This window comes from Caballeronia sp. LZ065, assembly GCF_031450975.1.
Classification (GTDB): domain Bacteria; phylum Pseudomonadota; class Gammaproteobacteria; order Burkholderiales; family Burkholderiaceae; genus Caballeronia.
Genome location: NZ_JARUXV010000002.1, coordinates 708632 through 734238 on the forward strand (window position 1 = coordinate 708632; position 25607 = coordinate 734238).

Sequence of the window (25607 nt, forward strand, 5' to 3'; positions counted from 1 at the left end):
CCCGCGCGGCCTCAGCTACTCGATTTGTTACCAGGCTCACGCACCCGCGTCGAGTAGGTGCCGTTGCCGCACTTCGGGCACTTCGGGATCTCGTGGCCTTCGGTGACGTGCGTCGAATGGTGGCATTTTTCGCAACGAAAGTCGCCGGTCTTTTGCGCTTTCTCGCCTGTCTGTGCTGACATAGCCGTCTCCAATATGTGAATTTATGAGGATCTGCACGACCCCCATCCAATGCCAGCAACGAGCATTCCGACGGGGCGTCGACGACACTTGCGACCGCTCGGAACAGGCCTTAGACCGTGTACGAGCATCCGGGCGTATGAGACAAGGACTCACGTTTAGGGACAACGGCTTCACAACAAGACTTCGTCCGTTCGACAAGACATCCGCCGCGGGATCGCGGACAGACAGCAATCGACTCGTCACCGGTACAGCATTGCTTTATACCGGTGACCACCATCGCTGCGACCTCGCCATCGCGGATGCTGCGGAGCGAAGACCGATATCCCGACGTTGTGAAACCGAAAACGAACGGAAAAGCTGATGGCTGTCTGTCGCCAGCATTACAAAGGGGCCAGCTATGCCGCTAAAGAAAGGAACCTCGCGCGATTACTGCTTCGAAGAATATAAAGACAGAAATGAAACATGGGAAGCCGCAGAAACAAACGGTGGCCATCGCGCTCAACGAGGCTCGCAAGCCTGGCAATAAACGCTCAATAAGGGCAAGTAGGCCTAAAAGCCCAAGCAGGCCTAACTAGGCGCGCCTCTCCCGGCCGAAGTTCTTGTCGCCGTCACGCCTCACAAGAGAATCAGGCGGACCCGCGCGCGCGAGGCCGCGAGTCGCCGGACGCACTGCACCGGTCCTCTACGACGGACCGTAGCCGGCTCACGTCAGGATTGCCGGATCGGCTGTGCCAATCTTTTGACGCCTTCGGTGAAAACCAGTGGCCTGCCGATTGCTTTTTATCTGGCCTGTCGCCGACGCACAAGGCTTAAACGCATGATATCGCGCTCACTGAAGGCCACTCTTGCTGCCTCTATCAATGCGCTCACGTTTTCGCCAGACGAAACGGTCTCGCTTGTTGACGTCATCCGTCACCGGCAGACGTTTGCGCAAATGATCGACGCCTGGCACAGCGATACGGATGCGTCGATCGAGGCAATCCTCGCTGCGGCAGCCCGGTGCGCCGCGCTCGGCTGCAACGCCCCAATGGCAAAGGTCCTTGAAGTACGGCGCTCCGACAATGTTCTTGTTGTTAAAGCGCAGTTCGGCCTAAGTGAAGAGGCGCTTGGCCGGTCAGCAGGAAATGTGGACCCGGTCAACCCAGCGGGGGAAGCGCTAGCCAACGCCGAGCCTGTGATCGAGCCAACCGTTCGTCGATGACCGCAAGAAAAGCTGCCGCAGATCCTTCTTGACTACGGCGTCGTGACGTCAGTGAGCTTACCGTTGATCAACCACATTGGGCCCTACGGCATTCTCGAGGTGGATTATCGTGAACCCACTGAATTCGGTGCGTTCGAATTGTCGTTCCTTGCATCCGTCGCCGGCGCGCTCGCCGAAAGCATCGAGAAGTACCACGCGCGATCATCGCTAGCGGCCGATCGTGACGCCAAGGTGGATTTATTGCGGGAACAGCAGCACCGTATTCGCAATAACTTCCAGCTCATCGTCGCTATGCTTCAACGCAATGCGAGGCAAGCGGACGATCCCCAGGTCCGCAGCAGCTTCAGGGACGTCGAGCGCCGGGTCTTTGCAATGGCGTCGCTCTACGATCATCTCCTCGGTCTCGGTCAACACGGCGAACAGATCGACCTTGGCCGGTACCTTGGTTCCATGGCCGACAGCTTCCACGAGTTTTACGGACTGCGGGAAAACCGAATCACGCTGCAGGTAGACCTCGAGTCTGGCGTCCTGTTGTCGCCCGACATCTGCACCACCATCGGGACGGTGGTGAACGAACTTGTCGCAAACGCCGTTGAACATGCCTTTGGTGGGGAACGTGGGCGAATCAAGATAAGTTTGAGGCAGCAGGCCGAACTTGCGATCTGCGTGGTAGACGACGGCAAAGGGTTTGACGCGAGCGCATCGGAGAACGTAGGGTTACGGACAATTCGGCGGATAGCTATGAGCATCGGTGCAAAATTGGAGCACCGTTCGGAAGCCGGCCACGGCACAGCATGCGAGTTGACACTTCCTGGGCACGCTTTCAACTGAGAGTCTTATCGCTAATCTAAATACTATCCCTATGATGGGCAATCGTACAACGCGCCGATATGTTCAACGTGAGCAATGTGAAGAAGAAACTGGCTTACGGAGCGGATGTTGACCATTGAAGCCATTTGGTTTTTGATAGTCGGGGCCTTGATGGTCGTCATGGCTATCGGTCGGAAGATCGTCGAGCGGTTGCCAATGACCGGCGCGATGATCTATCTCGTCGTCGGGTTCTTGCTTGGTCCAGCATTCGTCGGATTGCTGAGAATCGACATCGAGCGCGACGTTGTGCTATTGCGCACGCTCACCGAGGCAGGCCTTGTCGTTTCGCTGTTCGCGATCGGGATGTATCTTCGCGTTGAGCTTTCGAATCCGCTTTGGAGATTGACCTTGCGGCTGGCCGGTCCTGCCATGCTCATCACCATCGCCGTTATGTTCTTCGCGGGGCATTGGGGTCTGGGACTTGCCGCAGGGCCTGCCTTGCTGTTGGCATCTGCATTAGCGCCGACCGACCCTGTCCTCGCCAACGAACTGCGCGTTGAAGAGGCCGGCGACGATGAGCCTCTGCGCTTCGCCTTGTCATCCGAGGGCGGGCTCAACGACGGCGCGGCGTCGCCGATGGTCTATATCGGGCTAGCGATTTGCGGCGTCGGAAGCCTCGGCAGCAGCAATCCGTGGACGTTCTCACTTGCGATCCTATGGGGACTGACAAGCGCCGTCGTCATCGGATGGGCGTTGGGCACAGGCATCGTCGTGCTCGTGACTTGGCTGCGCACGCGTTACGACCATGCGCTCGGCTTAGAGGGCTTTCTTGCACTCGGCCTCGTTGCTTTGGCGTACGGGGCGACGCTCATTGTTGACGGCTACGCCTTTATCGCAGTGTTCGTCGCAGGCGTTGCGCTGCGGCGCCGGGAGATGAAGGCGACCGGTGAGAAGCCGCCGAGCGAGGCGCTCGAGTCGGTGGAACGCGGCAATCGCGATGAGGCTGCAAAAGACCCCGAATTGGCTCACGCCTACATTGCGGAAAAGATGATGGGCTTTTCTGTGGAGATCGAGCGATTCATTGAGCTTGGGCTGATGGTTGTTATCGGTAGCGTCGTGTCCGCGCATTGGCGCGAATTGCTGCACTGGTCCGCGGTCTGGCCCGTTTTGTTCTTGTTCGTCGTCGCCCGTCCGCTGGGCAGCAGTCTTTCGCTGCTCGGCTCATCGATGGACCGCCATCAGCGGGTGTTATCGGCATGGCTCGGGTTGCGCGGTGTCGGCGCCTTTTACTACCTGTTGTTTTCCTGGGAAAGGGCTGGAGGCAGCACCGTCGCTGCAATTGCGCCGATCATCCTTTCAGCTATCGTCCTATCGGTTCTCCTGCACGGAACGTCGGCCACGGTGCTGCTTGATCGTTATATGCGCCGAAAGTAGAGAACCCGAGGTTGCGGAATGTGCCTTGCTTTTCACCGATGGAGTAACCCGGAGGATGACATGGGTGGACGACACAGTCCCGGGAACGAGTGCAGACATCGGGCACCTACAAAGTTTGCATACACGGCGATGCCAAGTCAGGCTTCGAAGTCGGATGCGTCTAAGGCGAACATTTTCCGCCGATCCCCGGCGGGGCCAGCGCCCACTACAAGCTGCTGTACTTGGCCGCGGGCTCGAAAGAGGAAAGCAAACTCGGCACCGATCGTAATTGATATCGTCGAAGCCGCTGGAAGCGCGCTATCTGAGGAGCCGAATTCTCACCAGAATTGGCTCGAGATCGGCCAGACACTGCTGCGCAAGGTGAGCCAAACCTTTCAGTACACCGGCCCGCGAGCGCCCAGACGGGCAGAGGACTCTTGCGCCGCTAATTTTTATCCGAATTGCGCGTGAGTTCGGCAAAGACCGGTTATGACCGCACCGCAGCCCGTTGACCGTTCCTTGTTTCAGCATTCCGAGTGACTCAAAGTGGCCGATCGGGTGAGGTCACCAACGGCCGCTTACCGGCATTGCAATCCGCAAATCTGAAACTGGCCTCCCGACCGGTTTGGAGCGTAGTCTGGCCGGAATGGGGTGAGTCGTCTAGTCGTCTGGCGCCGCGCGCTCGGCGCTCCGCGCGGTGACTCGGGTAAGACGCCGGCACTGCGAAGCGGCAACGACCGTCCTGCGAGCCGCGCCTGACGTGATAAATAACCCTATCTGTCCAGCGCTGTTTTTGGTTCAAACTGGGAAGCATGAAAACGCGTGATGATCAGCTCTGCACCCCGCGCCGGAGATGTGCCGCCAACGGAAAGGTGCATGGCTGTGGATTCGCGTCCAGGGATCGATAGTCGCCGTCTCGCCACTGCTGCGGGCGCTAGCGGCCCGCGAATAATTGCCCTCGCAGGTGGGCCAGTTCGCCCAAACGCTGCCAAGCTCGCGCCCACCTCATGGCCTGTTCGCGATCTGCCTGCGTTTTAGCTTGAATAAAGCGGTCCACCGCGCGCCCAAAGCGGGCTATCGCATAGGAATGACATCCGTGCGGCTCCCAAGCGCGCATGCCCGTCTCCAGTGTCCGTTCTTCATTTCTTCGACGCTCGTTCGTTGCCTAGGCAATGCGCCGTTCTATCAGCCGATAGGCAGATCGATCCCGATTGCTGCGCCGCACACTACTTTGTAACTGTCTATCCGTCCCGACGACCTGCTCGTTGTCTTTGCTTACTTACCGCCCTGGGCCTACGCTGCTTATGCGTGCCCTCTCTCACAGAGGGCAATAAAGGAAAGCCCACTGACAGGTGGTTAGACGCGCAGCGCATCAGCGGGGAGTCCCCATTATGGGTGAGTTTTCCCGGGAAGGAGGCGCATCTCAGCGGGCTACCGAAAGTGAAGCGATAAACGGCATAACGGCCTTGGAGGCGCCGCCCCGTTCGCGGACTGCCCGAACAAGTCATTAGAAGCCCTTCACTGCCAGGCGCAGCGAGAGAGAAATGGGATGTCGAAACAGCGGGCGAAAGGTTGCGTGCAACCCTTGTCGACGAAACTGCTCATCGCTCGGACGCCAGCGCACCACGGAGAAGCAAAGGTCGGTGTTTATGGGGCAAACGCTACTCGACGGCGCACTGTCCGTGATGCGCCTAGCCGAAAGCGTTTCGCGTCCGTACTCTAAGCCCGGGGACCTCAGCGGACAGAACGCGGCAAGATTAGCCATTCTAATCCTGATAATTCGTATTAACAGGCTTGGCATTTTCAATAGTTATCGTTAATGATGAAAGTGAAATGTCCTGCGTTTCTACGGACGGCTCTTCAATCAGGTCCGATCTGGCGGGGAAGGCCGATACCGGTGTCACACGGATAGTCCTATGCGAGGACAAGCCGGTACGCGCAGTCACGAAGAAAGGATTTGTCGCGCTCGTTCGGCGTGGCATATCGCTTGCCAAGAGACACATAGCACCCGAACACGCCACGACTCACAGTGAGAGAGTTGCCATGAAGCCCAACATTATGAACGCATGCGTTTGCACACTGATGCTCGGACTGTGCGGTGCGGTTTACGCGGCAGGAACTGGGACGACCGGCGTCGCAAGTGCAAGCGAAGGAACGCCAGTCGACACGGGACAGGGAAGCGGACGCGTCAGCGGTCAAGGATCGGCCGGCGGAATGCAGCCTCGCACGCCGGGCGGCGGCGCCGGCGGTGTAGCGGGTAGCGCTGGCGCCACTCAGCAGAAATCGTCTGGCGGCAGTCAGCCGGTCACTCCGGGCGACGCCACCCGGAGTGGCGCGGGCAAACAAGGAGCGCCCGCAACGGAATAGCAAGTCTTCGATGCGTGAGAAGCGTCGCTTTCCGCCCGCAGAAAGCGGGGCGCGAGCGTGACGCTGAACGGCACGTGCGGCGACACCGTCTGCGAGGTGGCGAGCGTTTGCGCGGGAAACCTCTAAGCGCAGGGCCGCGCGGCCGCGCCCTCGGCGTCACCGATGATGACGTCGACGCAGCGGGAAGCCGAAATATTGAAGGCTTTGGCCAGCTCCGGACGCGGAGCGGCTCGCGTCAATCTACGAGCTGACCTGCACGATCGCGCCGCGACGAATACGCCTAGATCGAAGTATCGGCATTCGGTTCGGTTTGGCGTCGGCAGCAACACACCACTTCCGGCGATAACCCTCGATTTCCGGAAATAAGTTATAGATCGCCCCGAAGAAACGTGGCGAGGTCTGTCAGTCATCCTTGCGCTTTTGCCGAACCTCATCCAGACCACGATCAATTTCATCGTGCGTACCGTCCGTCGGAGCCAGCTCGCCAGCGCGCTCGACTTTTTCAGAGGCGAGACGCAAGTAGGCAGCGGCGAGGTTTCTCAGCTCTTCTTCGGAGGCATCTTCAATACCGATAAGCTGGTTGCTTGCGTCGCGCTGTGAAGCCAGCAGTTCGTTTAGTTTGAGGTGCAAAGCAACGCTGTCTTTGTTGGCGCTTTGCTGGATCAAGAAGACCATGAGGAAAGTGATGATGGTCGTGCCGGTGTTAATGACGAGCTGCCAACCATCCGAGTAATGAAAAAACGGTCCGGTGACGAGCCATGCGGCAACGGTCAGCACGGAGAGCCCGAATGCGATCGGCGACCCAGCCCACCGGGTCACCGCACTAGCGAAGAGGTCGAACGCGCGTGTCAACGCGTTCGCTTTTGCGTAGCCGGGGCTTGACGTCAAGGGCACGGTTGCCATTGGATCGGCTAGGAAGGTTTTCAAATGCTTGTTCATTTCAATTGTTCGGCGCAAGGACAAGAACCAATCTACCCTGTCAGCCTTTCGTGACGCCTACATAGCGAAAGGCGCATCACGCGGAGTCTGTTGAAAGCCCGGCCAACGTTATATGCGTCGGGTTCGATCGCTAGGCCCGTTTGCGCTCTGCCAGGCAAATGCGTTGCGTTTGGAGTAAGGGCGGCCATATGGTCTCCGAGCTATCGCTTTTTGAGGCTCTTTTGAAAATGAAGTGGGTAACGGCTCTCAGCGGGCATGCGAGTTGAATGCAGAGAAGTCGAGTTTGCCAGCGATAAGAAACAGCACTGTCCGCATGGTTGCGAAGCGCGTGTAGCCACGAGCCTTGCGCTTGGCGGCCTGAAACAAGCCGTTGATGGCTTCGATAAAGCCGTTGGTCTGTCGGGTCTGGGTCCACGCAACGATGCCGTCAAAGTGTCGGCGAATCAATCGTGCGACCTCTTTCATCGGTTCGACTTTCGAACGCATGACGTTGGTGCACCACTGCCGCAACAATTCGGAGACGACATGAATTTGCTTGCGTTCGAGAATCTTGCGCAACTGCTCGCGATACAACCAGGCGCGGGCCGTTCGCTTGGTGGTGTACTGCCTGAGAAGGGCTTCGAGGTCCGTCAATTGCGCAAGGTTCAGCTTGTTGGCGTCCTTAAGCAGTGTCCAGCGCATCCCTTTAAGTTCTGGGTCGGCTTTCTGTTGTTGGCGCCGGACCGTATCAAGCGCCTTGGAGGCATGGGCGACGACGTGAAACTTGTCGAACGTCACTCGCGCATTGGGCAGATGTTCGCCGACGCCTTTGATGAACGCGGGCGACATGTCGATGCTCACGGAGCTTACTTGCTCCGGCGTGCCGTGATGTTGGCTAAGGTAGGCCGCAAAGCTCTCAATCGTCTTCGCGTCACGGCCGGGCGTGACGAATACGACGCGCCGAGCCTGCATATCGGCGACCAGCGTCAGATACTCGTGGCCTCGCCGGTACGAGGTTTCGTCGATGGCCACCGAGTTGACGTCCGACAGATTCGCCGACGCCAGCGCGAGTTCCACATAGCGCGAGCAGATGGCATGCACCCGATGCCACGACAGATTGACGATGCGCGCCACTGCGGCAAACGACATCTGCTGCGCCAGCATCAGCACCAGCGCCTCGAACAGCAACGTGAAACCGTCGAGTTGGCCGACCCATTCCGGCTCGACCAGCCGCACCGAACCATCGGGCAAGCGCACGCGCGGCACCCGCACTTCAAGATAGCACTCGTGCTGGAAGAAATTAAGGTGGCGCAACCGCTTGATTTGCGTGTCGTGAACTGGGTGCTCACCGGCGAGCCCGGGGTAGGCGAAGCGACTTCCTGCGACAAAGTCCACAGCAATCGTCAGCTGTCGTTTGGCCGTATCAAAGTCGACACCTTGCACGTACCACGGTGCCTTGATTCCCAAGGCGGCTTCAAAAAGTTGATTCGTCATTGTTCGCTTTGTCTTGCATGGCTGGTTGCCGCATTCTGCCGCAACCAGCCATGTCCCAGCTTGTCGATTCAAAGCGCCTCAAGGGTTCGCTGCGCCGGGCTCACGCCCGCCCTTGACCCGCACAACCACCCACTCTGACTTCAAAAGAGGCCTTTTTGACGATAATGCTGATCTGGCCATTGCGCTCGAGAATGGCGGCCTCGACATCGTGCAAGTCGAGGGCGTGCAATTCTTGTCGTACAGTCTCGAAGACATCGGTCGGCGTGGTCAGGCCCGCGGACAACTGCGCCTGATCAAAGTGGCCATTGCGATACACGATTCTCGTCCCGCCAACGAGAAATGACTCAAGCCTTGGGTAGCGCACACACAGCCACCCTAGCATGCGGTGAATCAAGACGATAACCAGTGAGGCGGCAAGCGTGGGGATCGCCGGCGAAGCACCGACTATCGCCCGGCTCAGTGTGGCGCCGAGCAGAATGGCGACGACATAATCAAACGGCGAGCGTTGCCCGAAAGAGCGGCGGCCGGAAATTCGGATCAAAATGAGCGCAGCAAAAAATATGGCAAGCGCTCGGGCGCCCATTTGCCACGGATTAAGGTCCTTTCCTTCTCCAAATACTGCGACGAGTGCATCCATTTTTTGTCTCCTTGAGACCGCACCTCGATGATGCAGGTTCAAGGCCCGCCGCGTGTGTTTCCAGAGTGAATCGAAGCACTGCGGCCCGTCGCACAATGGCAGAGAATGCTCCCCTCTGAACAAACAGTGCGCGATGTTGCGAGCGGACGCGAGAAATCAGGCCCGCACCGGCTTGTCGAGCAGCGGTCCATACCGCCCGTGCCCGTGGAAAGACAGTTCTTCACCGTCGATTCACGGATTCACGCAGCGCTGCAGAACACACGACGGTTGCCCCTCACGCCGCTCAGACGGACGGACATGAATCCCTCAGCGGCGAGCGTCTGCGAGAAAGCGCGCCAGCCACTCCGGCGCATTCCGTAGATCGTAGGTTGGCGGCCCCGTTCACGAAGAAGGAATGAAACCATCGTCAAAGCGATCTTCGGCCTGGGAGAAACGTAGGGATACCGATGTCTGAAGCGGTATATCGTCAGGGAACTATACCCGCTCATCCTCGCCGATTTGGCCGACTCGATGCGCGCGCTTGGCATAGGAGCGTCAACGCGCCGACCGAGAGCTTGTGGGGGTCGCTCAAGCGTGCCCGCATCCTCGGGTCATCGCTTTTCAACGCTTCGGGAAGCGATGGATGAGGTAGTCGACTGGTTGAGCTTCTACAATCAAGCGCGCTTGCACTCGACGTTGGGCTATGTCAGCCCGATGCAATTCGAGCAGGACTGGTACGCCACCCTGAACAAACGGGTGGCATAATCTCCGCTCAGTTAAGGGATCCGAACATTCGCGGGCAATGTCAATGAGCCTGACGCTTATGTGAACGCCTCGCGGGTTGTAAGGCAAAGTGGGTATGACATCCGACAGGCTTTGGCTGCAGGCTTTGACTATTCCAATCCATCAGTGTGCTGGAGCGCGTCCTTACGCGCTTCAGCTCGGCGGACGATCGCTCGCATGCGACGCACGTCGGCGGGGATGACGCGGCGTCGCGCCAGAGCCCACGGAAGTGCTGTGAACAACGCCAGCGCGTCGCCGCTAAAGGCGCCCTCGCGACGCATGACGGCAAGCGCGCGGAGTGTCGTGCGACATGCTTCGGGTAACGGTAACCGCAGCCAGGCGACCCACGCGGCATTGCGCGCAAGCAGACAACGACGCCTTGCGCTGTCGCGCAACGTTGAGGGGTGGTGGTGGACAACGAGGTCCTCCGCATAAACGATCGCATGTCCGCGCGTGAGCACGTCGAGCGCGACGAGCTCTTCCTCACCACCGATAAAGAGCCGCGGCTCATAGCCGCCCACGCGCCGGAACACCGCTGTGCGGAAGACGCTCGCGCCCGCCATGTACCCGATCAGCGAAGGCCCGGGCAAGTCCTGCACGCCCAGCGCGCTTGCCTTCATCAGCAGACACGTCTCATCGTACGCTTGCTCTTGGTCTACGAGCACGCGGGCGGTCAATACCGCAACCTTTGGCGCTGCATCGAGTATCGATATGGCACGCACGAGCGAGCCGGCCGTCCACCACGTATCGTCATCACAAAAGGCGACATACTCGGTTCGAACGCATTCGACGCCGAGGTTGCGGCCGGCCGCTCCAAGATTGACCCGGGACTTGATGACCTGTACGGACGGAAAGCGTTGTGACACTCGTTCGGCGGTGCCGTCTGCCGAAGCGTTGTCGACGAGCACGATACGCGGCTGATCGGGCAGCGCGATGAGCTTCGCGAGAGTGTCGAGTACCTGAGAGACGCGGTTGTACGTCAGCACCACGACGGTAATTCGCGTCGCGGCCGGCTGCCCGTAAAGGGCCGTCGTACGGGGGCGCGCGGTCATAATCCGTGAGGCCGAGCCACCAGCGGCGTTCCCGCGCGAAGATATCGTCATCATAGTGAGGGCCAAACGACTTCAACTGGCTTTCATAGCGGGCCACCGCTTCGCGCTTGAGAGGCACGCAGCGCCCGTCGATTGATCGCGATGTCGCCGCGCTTATCGGCGTCCCGGCAACATGGTCCGCCAACCGGTCCGCAAGACGCTGCTGTACGAAGCCATCCATGTGGCGATAGAGCGCGGCCTTGTAAGCGATGCACTCGAGCGGCGTCGCATCGGCCCCCGCGTTGCGGTAAGCCATATGACCGAGCGCGTGATCGGAGTGACAGAAGCCGAGCGGGACGACGACGGCATCGTCGAGCGGCGAAACGACGAGAACGTGTGACCGCGTTTTGGACATAGGCTTATTCGGAGAGCTACGACGTCGCTTACAAAGGCGATAGCCAGGCCCGGGTAATACATGTCCGCTCTTGGTAAACGCGCCCGCAGGAAACTATGGCCTCTTCAATCGCAGGTATCGAACAGGTCATGATTTGTCTCCAGCGCCATCCTCACGGTGGGTCTCTGAAAGATCGTCTTTTCGAACCTCGGCTTCGCGAACTGTAGTGCCTTCGTCATCGGTCTCCGAAATGTCGGTCTCGAACGTTTCGTCGCGGCCGGGCGATTCTTCCGGCGTGGGCTTCTGGGATGAGGTGCTCATGATCGATGCTCCTTTAAAAATTGATGACGGGCCTTGCAATGCGATATTACGTCGAGTGTCGGACGTCGAACCAGGCCTGCGCTCGCCTCCTGTGCTGCCTGTACGAGCGAGCGGGCTCGGTTTGCGTCGGTGGATTTTTCTTCCTGCAGCGTTTGAAACAACAGCATCAGCATTATCCTTGCGCAATAGGCTTGCAAGAGTCGCGAGGATGGCGCCGGTCGGATCTCGTAATGCTCGACCTTCTGCGCGGCGTCGATCATCGCGGCGTCGGCGACGGGTCCAGCAATTGGACGATCGGGTCCGGCGCTTTACCGACGTTGCGCAACGTTTGTTCCCTCACAACAAATGGATCAATGATTGATCGCTATGGAAGCATGCGCTCGAGGCACGCGCCAACTCGACTCGAACAGCGCGCATCGACCGGAGGCCGGCGGCTCCGTGCGCTTGTGGGCACCCGTACCAAAGAAGCGCGCGCCGGGCACTGAGATCAAGTAGCGCGCCGGCGTGCTGTTCCGTCGGGCCGTCGCTTTGGTCCGACTCGCGCTCCGTTTGGCCGGATAACCGTTCGCGGCATTGAACGACGTCGCGATTTAAGGCTGTGCTGAAGAAGCGGGGGTTTCACGGGATCGTCGTTGCTGATTCCACGATGCGAGAATGGCGACGCGCTCGCATCGATTTTTGGCCTTCAGAGGCTCGCTTTTGACCTTTCTCGTCCCGCTTTGATATGACCTTTCCGAATCCCCACAGTCGCTTCACGACCGCAAACACATGCTCCACGAAGCTCGTATCTTCGACTTATTGCGGTTCTTCAAGCGCTTGGCTTCATCGATTTCTCCACTGCGGTTACGCACACGCTCATTGGTGAAATCCTTGCTTTCGGGGCTTTGCTGGCAATCAGGTCCTTCTGGTTTGCGTACGCGCTGTCACCGTACACACGCTGCTCGTCGCCTGCAGCAGATCAGGGAGCGCATGCTTGTCGTGCACGTTCGCTGCTAGTCACCACGGCGCTGTGTGTCAGCCCCGTTTGGCTGTCCACCCCGATATGAATTTTCATCCCGAAGTACCACTGCTTTCCTTTTCGTGTCTGATGCATCTCGGGGTCTCGCGCCTTGTCTTTGTTCTTCGTCGAACTCGGCGCACCGATAATGGTGGCATGCACGATGGTGCCGGTGCCGATCTTCAAGCCGCGACCTTGCAGTATCTCGCCTACCTTGGCAAACAATTGTTCGCCGAGCTCGTTATGCTCGAGCAGGCGGCGAAACTTCAACAGCGTGGTGCCGTCCGGAACGCGCTCGCGGCCCAAGTCGATTCCAACGAAGCGACGCAATGCCGTGCTGTCCAGCAAGGCTTCCTCGCAGGCTACGTCCGCGAGATTGAACCAGTGCTGCACAAAATACATCCGTAGCATGCGCTCGAGTCCAACGGGCGGCCTTCCGCCCACGCCCTTTGGACGGCTCGACAACCTCGCACAAATGCGACCACGGAACGATCTTCTCCATGGTCTCTAGAAACACATCGCGCTTAGTCGGCCGACGGTACTGTTCGAAGCCGGCGCCTTGATCTGCTGCCATCGCTAGGGTCTTTTGTCTCATTCAAACTAAACGGCTTGCTACCCTGATGCGTTGCCATTTTTCAGCATTGCCTTAATTGATTCAGTCGCCCCATCCCATGTGGCTTTCGAATTTCGGTATATAGGTACACGCGTTCGCTTAAACGAAATTTGGTTCGTTGGTCGACGGACCGCAGATCGTTTCTGAATCCCCGCGTGACTTGCAACGAGTGGCACAACGAATGCTCAACTCCCGTCAATGCTCCAGTCGGCTATCCACCGTGGACACGCCGAAGGATCGTACGGGAGATCCTCGTGAAGATCGCTTTGATCAGTGAACACGCTTCGCCACTCGGCATAGCGGGGGGCGTCGACAGCGGCGGACAGAACATCTATGTGGCGAATGTCGCGCGCCAGCTCGTACGCATCGGTCACGATGTCGATGTTTTTACGCGCTGTGATCGCTCGCTGCTGCCCATCGTCTCGCGCTTCGAGAATATCCGTGTAATCAATGTGCCGGCGGGCCCGCCTGTGCAACTGCCGAAAGAGCAGCTGCTGCCGTACATGGAAGCGTTCGCTGTTTTCATGATCGACTTCATGAAGAAGGAAGCCCAGCCGTATGCCATCGTGCATGCAAACTTCTTCATGTCGGGCCTGGTCGGCCTGCGTATCAAGGACGCGCTTGGCGTGCCGCTAGTGACGACCTTTCATGCGCTCGGGCGGGTGAGGCGGCTGCATCAGGGCGAGTCGGACGGCTTTCCCGATGCGCGCTTCGAGATCGAAGAGGAACTCGTAAAGCGCTCCGACTCGGTGATCGCCGAGTGCCCGCAGGACGAAAACGATCTGATCCATCTCTACGATGCCGACGCCTCGCGCATTGATCTCGTGCCATGCGGCTTCGACCACGCGGAGTTTCATCCGCTCGACAAGGCGCGCGCGAGAGAGCGGCTCGGCTGGCCGCAAGCTCGCTTCAACATTTTGCAACTGGGGCGCATGGTGCCGCGCAAGGGCGTCGACAATGTCGTGCGCGCGCTGAGCATCTGCCGCAAGAAATATGGCGAAAGCGCCGAGCTTTATGTGGCGGGCGGGAACTCCGACGAGGCCAACGAGATCGCGACGCCCGAAATCGGCCGGTTGCGCGGCATCGCGCGTGAATGCGGCATCGCGGAGCATGTGCATTTCGTTGGCCGTCGTGGACGAGCCGAACTCAAGCACTTCTATAACGCCGCCGATGTCTTTGTGACGACACCGTGGTACGAGCCGTTCGGCATCACGCCGCTGGAGGCAATGGCATGCGGTACGCCTGTCATCGGCGCCGATGTCGGCGGCATTCGCTACTCGATCGCGCACGGCGAAACCGGCTTGCTGGTGCCGCCCAGAGATCCTTCCGCGCTGGCGCATGCGCTCGCCACGCTCAAGCGCGATCCCCCGCTCGCGCGCAGGATGGGCGAAGCAGGCCTCGTGCGCGCGAACGCTATGTTCACGTGGGCCAGCGTCGCGCAGGCACTGGCGCAGGTCTACGCGCGCGTGAGCGGAGACGAAGCACAGAGCACCGCGCGCGTGGCCATCGGCGGAGCCTCTCGATGACGAACGTTCATACGCCTCGTCCGGCGATCTGCTTCGACAAGGACGGCACTCTGCTCGACGATGTCCCATGGAACGTCGACAGGAGTAGGATGCGTGTCCGGCCCGGCGCGTTCGAGGCGTGGCGCATGCTGGCGTGGCTCGCCGTGCCGCTGTTCGTGATCAGCAAGCGGAACAGCGTCGCGCTCGGCAGCTTCGCGCGGAAGGCGCTCAATTCGCTCGAAGCGCGTCTTCATGCACCCACGCGCATCGGGGAGGGTTTGGCATGAAGCGCGACCCTGTCAATCCCGCGACACTGCCGCCCGTCGTCGAGGCGCACGCGCGTCAGAGCGCGGCGAACCGGCCGCACGAGTGGGGCGCGGACGTGAAGCGCATTCTCTGCATCCGTCTCGACAATCTCGGCGATGTGCTGATGACGACGCCCGCGCTGCATGCGCTGAGCGCGGCACAGCCTGGACGGCATCTAACCTTGCTGGCGTCGCGTGCGGGCAAGGCGGCAGCGCCCTTCATCGATGTGATCGACGACGTGATCGAATACGACGCGCCTTGGGTCAAGCAGGACGCGCCCATCGATGCCCTCACCGATCTGGCCATGCGCGCGCGGCTCGCTGCGGGGAAGTTCGACGCCGCCGTGATCTTCAGCGTCTACAGCCAGAATCCCCTGCCCGCCGCGATGCTCTGCCATCTCGCGCACGTGCCGCTGCGGCTCGCGCATTGCCGCGAGAATCCTTATGGCCTGTTGACCGACTGGGTGCAGGAAACCGAGCCGCAGCACGGCACGCGGCACGAAGTCGAACGACAGCTCGCGCTAGTCGCGCAGGTCGGCGCGAAAGCTCTCGACACGCGCATGCGTTTTACCGTGCGCGCCGACGATGCGGCGGCGCTCGCGCACAAGCTGCTCGCCCAGGATGTCGATGTGAACGCACCGTTCATCGTGGTGCATCCGGGCGCGAGCGCCGAATCACGCCGCTATCCCGCTGACCGGTTTGCGCAGGCGGTCCAGCATCTGGGCGAGCGGCTTCAATGGCCGATGCTGGTGACCGGCTCGCGCGGCGAGAGCGCATTATGCCGTGAAGCGTGCGGCTCGAGCCCTCACGCGGTCGATCTGTCCGGCGCACTCGAACTCGGCGAGCTCGCGGCGCTTATTCAGTGCGCCCGCGTGCTGATCTCGAACAACAGCGGACCGGTGCATCTTGCCTCGGCGCTCGGCACATCCGTCGTGGATCTGTACGCGCTCACAAATCCGCAACACATGCCGTGGCAGACGCCGCATCGCGTGCTTTATCACGATGTGCCATGCCGCTGGTGTTATCGCAGCGTATGCCCCGAGGGCCATCATGCATGCCTCGCCGGCGTCGGCGTGGACGAGGTCGTTTCGGCTGTGCTCGAACTCATGGAAGCCAGCCCTTCGCACATCAACCGGACAACGCAGGCTAGTTAGATCATGTACACATTGGGAATCAACGCGGTCTATCACGATAGCGCGGCGGCGCTCGTCAAGGACGGCGTCGTCATCGCGGCGGCGGAAGACGAGCGCTTCACGCACGTCAAGCATGCGAAGCGCCCCGTGCCGTTCTCGACCTGGCAGCTTCCGTTCGATGCGATCGACTATTGCCTGAAGGAAGCGGGCATCGAACTGGCCGATATCGATCACATTGCGTATTCATACGATCCGCAGCTCTTTTCGGGCATGCCGAAGGATCAGAACGAGAGCATCGTGCTGCCGCTCGTGCCGTCGGCGCACCCGAGCCGCAATCCATCGGAATCGCCGTGGGATCCGCTGTTCCTAAGTTATATCGTCAACGCAAAACGACAGTTGCTCGACGGCGCGCCGCATCATCTAAAACGGCGCTTCGTGAGCCGCGGGCGCGCACAGCGTTTCGCATGGCATAACGTCGATCATCATCTGTGTCACGAAGCAAGTGCGTTTCTCGCTGCACCCTTCGACGACACCGCCGTGCTCACGATGGACGGACGCGGCGAAGGTATCACGACGAGCCTCGGGCAGTTCGTGAACGGCGAATACACGCGGCTCAAGCAGGTGGAACTGCCGCATTCGCTCGGCCTGCTCTATGAAGCCGTGACGGACTATCTAGGCTTCCTGCACTCGTCGGATGAGTACAAGGTGATGGCGCTCGCCTCGTTCGGCAAGCCGACCTATGTGGATCATTTCCGGGAGGTCGTCAAGTACCGTCGCGACGGCAGTTATACCGTGGACGCGCCGCGTCTCGTCGAGCGCTTCGGCCCGGCGCGCGAACGCGGCGGTCCGCTCACGCAGCATCACTTCGATATCGCGCATTCGCTGCAAGTGGTGCTCGAAGAGACCGCGCTCGAACTCGCGAAGTGGCTGCATGAACGCACCGGGCTTCCGAATCTCGCGATGGCCGGCGGCGTCGCGCTCAACTGCGTGATGAACGCGCGGCTGCGCGATCGCGGACCGTTCAAGGAAGTCTGGGTCCAGCCCGCCGCGGGCGATGCCGGCACGGCGCTCGGCGCCGCGTTGTGGACGGACTATCGCGAGCGCGCGAAAGCAGGCGATCGCAGCCGCAAGTGGCGCATGGATCACGCGTATCTCGGGCCCGAGTTCGGCGACGAAGAGATCGAAGCGTTCCTCAAATGGACGCGCGCGCCTTATCGCAAGCTCACGAATATCGCCGAGGAAACGGCGGAGATCCTTGCGCAGAACCGCGTGATCGGCTGGTATCAGGGTCGAACGGAATTCGGGCCCCGTGCACTGGGCGCGCGCTCGATCCTTGCGTCACCGATCGATGCGTCGATGCAGGCGCGTCTGAACGAGATCAAGGACCGCGAGGACTTTCGTCCGGTTGCGCCCGTCGTGATGGAAGAGCATGCGGCCGACTGGTTCGTCGATGCGCACCTCGCGCCGTTCATGCTGTTCGTGTTCGATGTACGTCCCGAGATGAAAGCGCGCATTCCGGCGGTCACGCATATCGACGGCACTGCGCGCGTGCAGACCGTCAATCGCGCGCAACATGCGCTCTACTACGATCTGATCGCCGCGTTCAAGGCGCGCACGGGCGTGCCAGTGCTCGTCAACACATCGTTCAATACGCGCGGCGAGCCGATGGTGAACTCGCCGCGGGATGCGCTCGAATCGTTCTGGACCTCGCCGCTCGATGCGCTTGTAATTGGACCCTTCCTCGTCGAAAAGCCGGGGGCGTGCCCATGAGCACATATGCGGGTTTTTTCGAAGATGACGAGATGAGCGCGACCGATGCGCCCTCGCTTGCGCTCGACGATTTCATTCCGAATGTATCGGTCGTCGTGCCAACGTATCGCCGCCCCGCGATGCTCGAACGCTGCATGGGCGCGCTGGCGACGCAAGCGTATGATCCCGCTCGGTATGAAATCATTGTGTGCGATGACGGTCCCGACGATGCGACGAAGGCATGCGTGCAGCGTCTCGCCGCATCGCATGCGCAGAACGGACCGAGGATCCGCTACGTGCCGGTCACGGCGACGCAGGGTCCGGCGGGCGCGCGCAACGCGGGTTGGCGCGCGTCGCTCGCAAGAAACATCGCCTTCACCGACGACGACACCATCCCCGATGCGCAATGGCTCGCGAATGGCGTGCGCTCGCTCGATCATGGCGCGGACGCGGTATCGGGCCGCATCGTCGTGCCGCTGCCCGATCGTCCGACCGACTACGAGCTCGACGCCGCCGGACTCGCGCACGCGGAGTTCGCCACCGCGAATGCATTCGCGACACGCGCCGCGCTTGAACGCACCGGCGGATTCGATGCGCGCTTCACATCCGCATGGCGCGAGGACTCCGATCTGCAGTTCACGTTGATGAAGGCGGGATTCCTCATCGAGCGCGCCGAGGATGCGACGGTGCTGCATCCCGTGCGCCCAGCGCGCTGGGGCGTGTGCATTTCGCAGCAGAAAAAGAGTCAATTCGATGCACTGCTTTACGAGAAGCATCCTGAGCTGTTTCGCGCGCGCATCCGGCGCACTCCGCCGCTGCTCTACTATGCGATGCTCGCAGCGCTCGTCGTGGCGCTCGTGTCGTTCGTCGCGGGTGCGCCGCGCATCGCAGCCGTTGCGGCGCTCGCATGGGCCGCGATGACCCTATGGTTCTGCACGCAGCGATTGAAGACGACCGCGCACACGCCCGCCCATATCGCGGAGATGTTGTGGACATCGGCGATCATCCCCTACCTGTCGATTTATTGGCGCCTTCGCGGCGCGTTCAGATTCAGGGTGTTCTTCCTATGAACATCGGGCCGATCGAACGCATCGTGATCTTTCGCGCGCTGCAACTGGGCGACATGCTGTGCGCCGTGCCCGCATTGCGCTCGTTGCGACGCGCGTATCCGCAGGCGCACATCGCGCTCGTGGGCTTGCCTTGGGCCAGGAGTTTCGTCGATCGATACGCGCATCTGCTCGATGAACTCATCGTGTTTCCCGGCGCAATCGGTTTTCCCGAACAGCAAGAAACCGATGTGCATCTGCCAAGCTTTCTGCGCGTGATGCGCGAGCGGCGCTTCGATCTCGCGATCCAGTTGCACGGAAGCGGCGGCGTCGCGAACGACATCGTCGAAGGCATGGGCGCACGCTCGAACGCCGGTTTTCTTAAGCCAGGCGGATCCGCGCGCCGGGGCGTCTTCGTGCCGTGGCCCGACGACTTACCCGAACCCGCACGCTATACCGCGCTGATGGAGCACCTCGGCATCGAAGCGCATGATCTCTCACTCGAAATTCCATTGACCGCGAACGACGAGCGCGACTGCGATACGTTGATCGACGCCTGCGCGATCGAATGCGGGCGGTTGGTGCTCATTCATCCGGGTGCGCAACTGCCTTCGCGCCGCTGGCCCGTCGAGCGCTTCGGCGCGGTCGCGCGCGCGCTCTCGGATGCAGGCTGCCAAATCGCCGCCACCGGCAGCGTGAGCGAAGCGCCGCTCACCGCCCGCGTTGCGAACGATGCGGGCCCGCAAGCCATCGATCTCGCGGGACGCACGTCGCTCGGCGCGCTGGCGGCGCTGGTCGCGCGGGCGAGGTTGATCGTCTGCAACGACACGGGGCTCTCGCACGTCGCGGCGGCCATGCGTACGCCGAGCGTCGTGATCGCATCGGGCAGCGACACGCGCCGCTGGGCGCCGCTCGACCATGCGCGCCATCGCGTACTGGCGGACTGGCCCGCGTGCCGTCCCTGCGCGTTTCGCGAATGTCCTTATGGCCACGAATGCGCGCTCAATGTGAGCGTGCAGGCCGTGCTCGACGCGGCCTTCGTTCAGCTTGGGCCGATTGTCGCAGAGGAGACGCTTCACCATGCCCGCGACTAGTTCCCGGCGCCGCCTGCGCGTGCTCACGTGGCATGTTCACGGCAACTATCTGTACTACCTGAGCCAGGCGCCGCACGATTTCTATCTGGTCACGCGTCCCGGCTATCCGCCCGGATACGCGGGCACGGCGGGTGCGCTGCCGTTCGGCGCGAACGTGCATGAAGTGCCGGCGAGCGAAGTCCCGTCGGAAGGGTTCGATGTCGTGCTGTTTCAGCATAAACTCCAATGGGACGATGACCGCCTGGACCTCCTCACCGATGCGCAACGCCGCTTGCCACGCGTCTATATCGAGCACGATCCGCCCCAGGAAAACCCGTTCGACCAGCAGCACTGGGTGCGGGAGCGCGACACCCTGCTCGTGCACGTCACGCACTTCAACCGCCTGATGTGGGACAGCGGCGAGACGCCTACGCGCGTGATCGAACATGGCGTGGTCGTGCCAGATGGCGTGTGCTACAGCGGCGAACTCGAACGTGGCATCGCGGTGATCAATCGTCTGCGCCAGCGCGGCAGGCGACTCGGCAACGACGTCTATGAGGAAGCCGCCGCGCGCGTGCCGCTCGATCTCGTCGGCATGGATGCGCAGTCGGCAGGCGGCCTTGGCGAGGTCGCCAATCCGGACCTCGCGGCTTTCACCGCGCGCTATCGCTTCTTCTTCAACCCGATCCGTTGGACGAGTCTTGGGCTCGCCGTCGTCGAGGCGATGACAATCGGCATGCCGATCGTCGGCCTTGCCACCACCGAGCTCGCCGCCGTCATTCGCAACGGCGAGAATGGCTACGTCGATACCGATTTGCAGGCGCTTATCGACGCGATGCAGCACCTGCTGCACGATCCCGCGGAAGCCCGGCGTCTCGGCGAAGGCGCACGACGCACCGCGCTCGAACGATTCCACATTGCGCGCTTCGCCCGCGATTGGGACGAAACCTTGCGCTACGTGTGCAGCTGACCATCATCGACCATCATCACTGACAAGCATCATTCAGGGGACGCAAGTATATGAAAGAAACCTTCAGAAAACGGATTCTGGTGACGGGCGGTGCGGGCTTTCTCGGCTCACATCTGTGCGAGCGACTGCTCGCGCAGGGTCACGACGTACTATGCGTCGACAACTTCTATACCGGCACGAAGGACAACATCGCGCATCTGCTCGACAGCTCGAACTTCGAGCTGATGCGTCACGACATCACCTTTGCGTTGTACGTGGAGGTCGACGAGATCTACAACCTCGCCTGCCCGGCCTCGCCGATTCACTATCAGCACGATCCTGTGCAGACCACCAAGACGAGCGTGCACGGCGCGATCAACATGCTCGGGCTCGCCAAGCGCGTGCAGGCGCGCATTTTCCAGGCATCGACGAGCGAAGTGTATGGGGACGCGCGCGTGCATCCGCAGCACGAAGCGTACTGGGGCAACGTGAACCCGATCGGTCCGCGCTCCTGCTACGACGAAGGCAAGCGCTGCGCCGAAACGCTCTTCATGGATTATCGGCGGCAGCACGGCCTGTCGATCAAGGTCGCGCGCATCTTCAACACCTATGGGCCGCGCATGCATCCATCCGACGGCCGCGTGATTTCGAACTTCATGATGCAGGCGCTGTCCGGGCAGCCCATCACCGTCTATGGCGACGGCTCGCAGACGCGCTCCTTCTGCTATGTCGACGACATGGTGGACGCCTTCATCCGTCTCATGGACTCGCCCGATGAGTTCACGGGCCCGGTGAATCTGGGTAATCCGCAGGAGCTGTCGATGCTGGAGATCGCGCGGCGCATCATCGATTTGACAGGCTCGTCATCGGAGATCGTGTTCAAGCCCTTGCCGCTCGACGATCCATGGCATCGTCAGCCGGACATCTCGCTCGCGCGCGATACGCTCGGCTGGGCGCCCACCACGCCTCTCGACGACGGATTGCGGCGCACGGCGCAACATTTCCGGGGCATCCTCAAAGCTGCGGTGTCACGCGCCACGCACAGCGTCTAACGGCACTGATCGGAAGCGATGCCCCCGTTTCTTGGCCGGCCTAGGCCTTGGGGATTGCAGAATCAGCGAACTAAGGTTCATCTAGCATTTCTACACTTGGGTCGCGATCGGCCTTCTCGCAACGGTCCGGCGGTTAGAAATTAACCGAAAAGCGCCGCACGGACCGATCATTCAGTTTCACTCTCAAGGATAGAAGCAGGCATCCAATACCCAAGGCAATGCGACTAACCTCGCCACGATTTCCCGCAGTTGAGAGGAACTGGTAGCGGCAAGGCTCACTGTCATCTCCTCATAGCCATTCCGGCGGTCAAACGAGAAGACCACCTCTTCAACGCTCGACGGGTAGGACTGGAGTAGTTGCCAGACAGCGACCACTCGCAGTTGGCCGGTGGCGGTCCGCACTTTCAGTCGACGAACGTTTTTGGACGGGACACGCAACGCCCCCGCTGTCGCGTGGGAACTGGGCGTTCCGCTGACGGGAGGCACCCCAATCACCCCAATCAGAGCGCTGGTGGAAGACTTGCGGTTGTGCATGGTTGGCGAACTGCGACATGGAACGACTGCGACGCTGCTTGCGCTGCATCAGTCCTTGGGCGGCGGTCCGCCCGGCCGACCTGGCGGGGGGCCCGGCTCGGGCGTGCCGGGTGAATCCGGGACCTCGGGCGACGGTTCACCCGGTGGCGTTGCGGGCTGTTCATGAAAAGCAGGATCGGACATCGATCGCTCCGAAAGGAAAATGCCGTTTAAACAGGTTACGCCCCATGGACTCTCAGGTTAGAGATCGTCACCCGAGGGCGTCGATCCTGCTTTTCGTGTAGACAACGTCGCAGCATCGTCGTCTATTGCAATGTCACCGAGAGCGACAACGCCGACGAAACGCATTTCGCGATCAACCACCGGCAAGCGTCGAGTCTGTTCACGGGCCATCCTTTCCCGCACTTCAATCGCATCCTCGTCTCCGTAGCACCATCGCGGCGCTTCGCTTAGCAGGTATTCGACCGACGATTCAATACCGATTCCAGCAGAGACGCCCTTCAACACAATGTCCCGGTCGGTTAGCATGCCGACAAGCTTTTTGCCGTCGCAGACCGGCAAGACGCCGACGTTCAGTTCGCCCATGATTTTGGCGGCTTGGCGAATCCTTTCCATCGGGCTGATCGTCACGGGATCCCGGGTCATCACTTCCCTTATTGTCGTCACTTCCTCCTCCACGATGCGGGTTGGAGAGCCAACAAGGAAGCATTCGCTGTGCCGTTGCTCCACGTTCGAACCGATAACGGCTCCTGATCGCCGGCCGTCGTTCAGGCGGTTCATTGAAGGCGTAGCGATCGATCTCCGACGATGTACCGGATAGCGAATTGAGGCACGCTGAGATGCGGCCAGTCCTTCATGCACCTTCAGGGCCCGCGTCGCGCATGCCGTTCACGAACATGTCCTGCTAGATTCGCCGCTCGGCGCTATCGACGTCGGTTGGAGGCAGGTGCGTCGCGAGTCGGACAGCCGCCGCGGCATCCTAACGCGCGGCTTTCATCTACGTCGGAAGCCGTTGGGAACGAAAGATGCTTTATCGTGCACATCCGCGGTCGGAGCGATAAGGTGAAAAAGCTGCTCGAGATCTCTTTGGGCGTCGTCACGAGCGTCGGCGGCTTTCTCGAGATGGGATCGCTGTCGACGGCCGCGCAAGGTGGCGCTGCGTTCCGCTTCCAATTGGGCTGGTCGATCGTTGTCGGGACCGTATGCATCATCTTTCTCGCCGAAATGGCGGGCCGCTTCGCCGCGGTGAGCCAGCACACGATTGCTGACGGTATCCGGGACCGCTTCGGCATCAAGTTCTTCCTGTTGCCGTTCACCGCGACCTTTTGGTGAACACGCTGGTGCTGTCTGCGGAAATCGGAGGCGTCAGTGTGGCGCTCGAGATGATCACCGGGATCAAGCATCCGTGGTGGGCGCTGCCCGTCGCGCTGCTCGCATGGCTGGTGCTATGGCGCAGCACGTTCGGGCTGATCGAGAAAGGCATGTCGCTACTCGGCCTCGTCACGTTGGGTTTCGTTGCCGCAGCTGTCAAGCTCAAGCCCGACTGGCATCAGGTGGTGTCGGGTATGCTGCCCAGCGTGCCGCATCACAATCCGGCGAACTACTGGTTCACCGTGGTCAGCATCCTCGGCGCGTCGATAACGCCGTCACTGTTTCTCTTCTATTCGTCGGGGGCCGTCGAGGATCGCTGGGATCGCGGCTACCTCGGCGCAAACAGAGCGATCGCCAGTCTGGGCATGGCGTTTGGAGGCGGCATTTCGCTCTCCGTACTGATTGCCGCCGCCTGTGTGTTTCCCGCTTCTGGCATTACGCGGATCGACGACTATCAGCACTTACCGCTAATCCTCGTGGCGGTCTTTGGCTCCTGGGGCTTTGTGCTGTTTGTCGCGTCGCTGGCCTTCGCGTGCTTTGGCGCTGTCTTGGAGATCGCTCTGGAACAAGCATACTTCTGTGCGCAAGGGTTCGGCTGGAACTGGGGCAAGAACCGCAAGCCGCAAGAAGATCCGGCCTTCTGCCTCGTCTACACCTGCGCACTCGCGGTCAGTACAGTCCCGATTGCAGCCGGTATCGACCCGCTCAAGCTGACCGTATTCTCGATGGCGCTGACCGCGCTGACTCTACCGCTCACGGTCGTTCCGTTCCTGGTGCTGATGAACGACGAAACTTATGTCGGCCGTCACCGCAACGGCGCAATTTCTAATGCTGTGGTTATCGCGATCATTGCACTCAGCTTCGTGCTGGCAACCGTCACGCTGCCGCTGCAACTTCTCGGAGGCTCATGATGGAGCTCGTGCGAGATGTACTCGATAAGCAATTGGTCGATCGACACGGCGCGAAGATGGGCCGGGTCGACGGTATTGTCGCCGAACTTCGGCCGGGCCTGCCGCCTGAAGTGATCGCAATCGAAACCGGATCGGTAGCGATGGCGCGGCGCATCGGCGAGCGGGCCGGGAGTTGGGTCACACGGCTCGCCGTCACAATCGGCGGGCAGCAATACGCTCGGCCGTACCGGATTCCCTGGCTGCGTATTCGGAGCATCGAAGTCGATATCGAAGTGGACGTCGACGCAGGCGATACTCCGCTGGCCCATTGGCAGCGGTGGCTGCGCGACCACATCGTCGGGCGCATTCCCGGGGCATCCTGATGACGGAGATCAACCTCGACCTTGTGCTCGGCCGGCCGGTACTCACGCGAAACGGCGTCTTACTTGGACGCATAGAAGCGATTAACGTAGTGCCCCACGGGGACGCTTGGGTGATCAGAGAATTTCACATCGGTCCGGATGCACTGCTCGAGCGCCTTGCGGTAAGGTTGCTTCCGCGACTGCTGCGTGAAGCGGTGCAGCGCCGGGGCCGCGGGCGGCGCCATCGGATCGCGTGGCATCAGATCGACATCACCGATCCGCGAAACCCGCGGCTGACCTGCGATGAAGCGCAAGTCAGCCTGCACAACGGTGCGAACAATCGCGAAACCGCGCACCCGGGAAACATCAAGAATCGGCCCTAGCAGGGAACAAGCCTGCGTTACGCATCCGCTTCATCGGCAGGCCACCTTTTTCGGCCCCGGGTTTCCGCTCGTGTGACCGAACTAGGTCCCACCGTGCTGTGTCTCCGGCAGCAT

General features: G+C 60.9%; 23 protein-coding genes and 2 pseudogenes. 17 read left to right on the forward strand and 8 right to left on the reverse strand.

Translation table 11 applies throughout. From position 1 onward, the window contains the following. Window positions 1–11: 11 nt before the first annotated feature. Window positions 12–182, reverse strand: coding sequence for a zinc ribbon-containing protein (locus QCE63_RS17420; RefSeq protein WP_309834692.1), 171 nt, complete (start codon window positions 180–182; stop codon window positions 12–14). Window positions 183–934: 752 nt separating this feature from the next. On the opposite strand from QCE63_RS17420, the gene QCE63_RS17425 reads away from it, so the two are divergent. The 3 genes from QCE63_RS17425 to QCE63_RS17435 all read left to right on the forward strand — a co-directional run bounded on the left by QCE63_RS17425 (window position 935) and on the right by QCE63_RS17435 (window position 3628). Then, the gene (locus QCE63_RS17425; protein WP_309834693.1) at window positions 935–1384 is read left to right on the forward strand and encodes a hypothetical protein; all 450 of its coding nucleotides are present in this window, start codon (window positions 935–937) and stop codon (window positions 1382–1384) included. A gap of 63 nt (window positions 1385–1447) precedes the next feature. Continuing rightward, the gene (locus QCE63_RS17430; protein ID WP_309834695.1) at window positions 1448–2215 is read left to right on the forward strand and encodes a sensor histidine kinase; all 768 of its coding nucleotides are present in this window, start codon (window positions 1448–1450) and stop codon (window positions 2213–2215) included. A 105-nt stretch (window positions 2216–2320) separates the two neighbouring features. Next, a complete protein-coding gene (locus QCE63_RS17435) occupies window positions 2321–3628 on the forward strand; it encodes a cation:proton antiporter (protein WP_309834697.1) in 1308 nt (435 codons plus the stop codon). Window positions 3629–6376: 2748 nt separating this feature from the next. Here the strand turns inward: QCE63_RS17435 and QCE63_RS17440 are convergent. From QCE63_RS17440 to QCE63_RS17450, 3 genes are all read right to left on the reverse strand, one after another. Next, the gene (locus QCE63_RS17440) at window positions 6377–6913 is read right to left on the reverse strand and encodes a low affinity iron permease family protein (protein ID WP_309834699.1); all 537 of its coding nucleotides are present in this window, start codon (window positions 6911–6913) and stop codon (window positions 6377–6379) included. A 246-nt stretch (window positions 6914–7159) separates the two neighbouring features. Beyond that, window positions 7160–8386: an ISL3 family transposase gene (locus QCE63_RS17445; RefSeq protein ID WP_309834701.1), complete on the reverse strand. Its 1227-nt coding sequence runs from the start codon at window positions 8384–8386 to the stop codon at window positions 7160–7162. A 100-nt stretch (window positions 8387–8486) separates the two neighbouring features. Continuing rightward, window positions 8487–9023 carry a YetF domain-containing protein gene (locus tag QCE63_RS17450; RefSeq protein WP_309834703.1) on the reverse strand — a complete coding sequence of 179 codons (537 nt, stop codon included), beginning with the start codon at window positions 9021–9023 and terminating at the stop codon, window positions 8487–8489. A gap of 536 nt (window positions 9024–9559) precedes the next feature. Here QCE63_RS17450 and QCE63_RS17455 point away from each other — a divergent pair. After that, window positions 9560–9767 (forward strand): annotated as a pseudogene (locus QCE63_RS17455) (IS3 family transposase); the annotation flags it as partial. Between the two features lie 128 nt (window positions 9768–9895). On the opposite strand, the gene QCE63_RS17460 reads toward QCE63_RS17455, so the two are convergent. Beyond that, window positions 9896–10774, reverse strand: coding sequence for a glycosyltransferase (locus QCE63_RS17460; RefSeq protein ID WP_309834705.1), 879 nt, complete (start codon window positions 10772–10774; stop codon window positions 9896–9898). Window positions 10775–11009: 235 nt separating this feature from the next. Between QCE63_RS17460 and QCE63_RS17465 the strand changes: the two genes are divergently transcribed. After that, on the forward strand, window positions 11010–11216 hold the full coding sequence (locus tag QCE63_RS17465; RefSeq protein ID WP_309834706.1) for a hypothetical protein: 207 nt from the start codon (window positions 11010–11012) through the stop codon (window positions 11214–11216). Window positions 11217–11357: 141 nt separating this feature from the next. On the opposite strand, the gene QCE63_RS17470 is transcribed toward QCE63_RS17465, so the two are convergent. Continuing rightward, complete coding sequence (locus QCE63_RS17470) at window positions 11358–11531, reverse strand: hypothetical protein (RefSeq protein ID WP_309834707.1); 174 nt, start codon at window positions 11529–11531, stop codon at window positions 11358–11360. 618 nt (window positions 11532–12149) lie between these two features. Next, window positions 12150–13123 (reverse strand): annotated as a pseudogene (locus tag QCE63_RS17475) (IS5 family transposase). 272 nt (window positions 13124–13395) lie between these two features. Between QCE63_RS17475 and QCE63_RS17480 the strand changes: the two are divergent. From QCE63_RS17480 to QCE63_RS17515, 8 genes are read left to right on the forward strand one after another with little or no spacing between them, the layout of a single operon-like run. Then, entirely contained in the window at window positions 13396–14667 is a 1272-nt protein-coding gene (locus QCE63_RS17480; RefSeq protein ID WP_309834709.1) for a glycosyltransferase family 1 protein, read from the forward strand. Continuing rightward, on the forward strand, window positions 14664–14933 hold the full coding sequence (locus QCE63_RS17485; RefSeq protein ID WP_309834710.1) for a hypothetical protein: 270 nt from the start codon (window positions 14664–14666) through the stop codon (window positions 14931–14933). The genes QCE63_RS17480 and QCE63_RS17485 overlap by 4 nt, the downstream gene beginning before the upstream one ends. Beyond that, window positions 14930–16105 (forward strand): glycosyltransferase family 9 protein, encoded by a 1176-nt coding sequence (locus QCE63_RS17490; protein WP_309834711.1) that lies wholly within the window; start codon window positions 14930–14932, stop codon window positions 16103–16105. Before QCE63_RS17485 ends, QCE63_RS17490 begins: the two co-directional genes overlap by 4 nt. 3 nt (window positions 16106–16108) lie before the next feature. Beyond that, window positions 16109–17854, forward strand: a complete 1746-nt coding sequence (locus QCE63_RS17495) for a carbamoyltransferase C-terminal domain-containing protein (protein WP_309834713.1) — start codon at window positions 16109–16111, stop codon at window positions 17852–17854. 32 nt (window positions 17855–17886) lie between these two features. Further along, a complete protein-coding gene (locus QCE63_RS17500) occupies window positions 17887–18903 on the forward strand; it encodes a glycosyltransferase (RefSeq protein WP_309834715.1) in 1017 nt (338 codons plus the stop codon). After that, on the forward strand, window positions 18900–19973 hold the full coding sequence (locus QCE63_RS17505; protein ID WP_309834717.1) for a glycosyltransferase family 9 protein: 1074 nt from the start codon (window positions 18900–18902) through the stop codon (window positions 19971–19973). Before QCE63_RS17500 ends, QCE63_RS17505 begins: the two co-directional genes overlap by 4 nt. Then, a complete protein-coding gene (locus QCE63_RS17510) occupies window positions 19960–20922 on the forward strand; it encodes a glycosyltransferase family 4 protein (protein WP_309834718.1) in 963 nt (320 codons plus the stop codon). The genes QCE63_RS17505 and QCE63_RS17510 overlap by 14 nt, the downstream gene beginning before the upstream one ends. A gap of 50 nt (window positions 20923–20972) precedes the next feature. After that, window positions 20973–21953 (forward strand): SDR family oxidoreductase, encoded by a 981-nt coding sequence (locus tag QCE63_RS17515; RefSeq protein ID WP_309834719.1) that lies wholly within the window; start codon window positions 20973–20975, stop codon window positions 21951–21953. A gap of 774 nt (window positions 21954–22727) precedes the next feature. Here QCE63_RS17515 and QCE63_RS17520 read toward each other — a convergent pair. Next, the gene (locus QCE63_RS17520) at window positions 22728–23267 is read right to left on the reverse strand and encodes a CBS domain-containing protein (RefSeq protein WP_309834721.1); all 540 of its coding nucleotides are present in this window, start codon (window positions 23265–23267) and stop codon (window positions 22728–22730) included. Window positions 23268–23522: 255 nt separating this feature from the next. Here QCE63_RS17520 and QCE63_RS17525 point away from each other — a divergent pair, with 255 nt between their 5' ends. From QCE63_RS17525 to QCE63_RS17540, 4 genes are read left to right on the forward strand one after another with little or no spacing between them, the layout of a single operon-like run. Continuing rightward, a complete protein-coding gene (locus tag QCE63_RS17525; RefSeq protein ID WP_309834722.1) occupies window positions 23523–23819 on the forward strand; it encodes a divalent metal cation transporter in 297 nt (98 codons plus the stop codon). Further along, window positions 23816–24769: a divalent metal cation transporter gene (locus tag QCE63_RS17530; RefSeq protein WP_309834724.1), complete on the forward strand. Its 954-nt coding sequence runs from the start codon at window positions 23816–23818 to the stop codon at window positions 24767–24769. Before QCE63_RS17525 ends, QCE63_RS17530 begins: the two co-directional genes overlap by 4 nt. Continuing rightward, on the forward strand, window positions 24766–25131 hold the full coding sequence (locus QCE63_RS17535; RefSeq protein WP_309834726.1) for a hypothetical protein: 366 nt from the start codon (window positions 24766–24768) through the stop codon (window positions 25129–25131). Before QCE63_RS17530 ends, QCE63_RS17535 begins: the two co-directional genes overlap by 4 nt. After that, window positions 25131–25493: a hypothetical protein gene (locus tag QCE63_RS17540; protein WP_309834728.1), complete on the forward strand. Its 363-nt coding sequence runs from the start codon at window positions 25131–25133 to the stop codon at window positions 25491–25493. The genes QCE63_RS17535 and QCE63_RS17540 overlap by 1 nt, the downstream gene beginning before the upstream one ends. The last annotated feature ends 114 nt before the right edge of the window (window positions 25494–25607 follow it).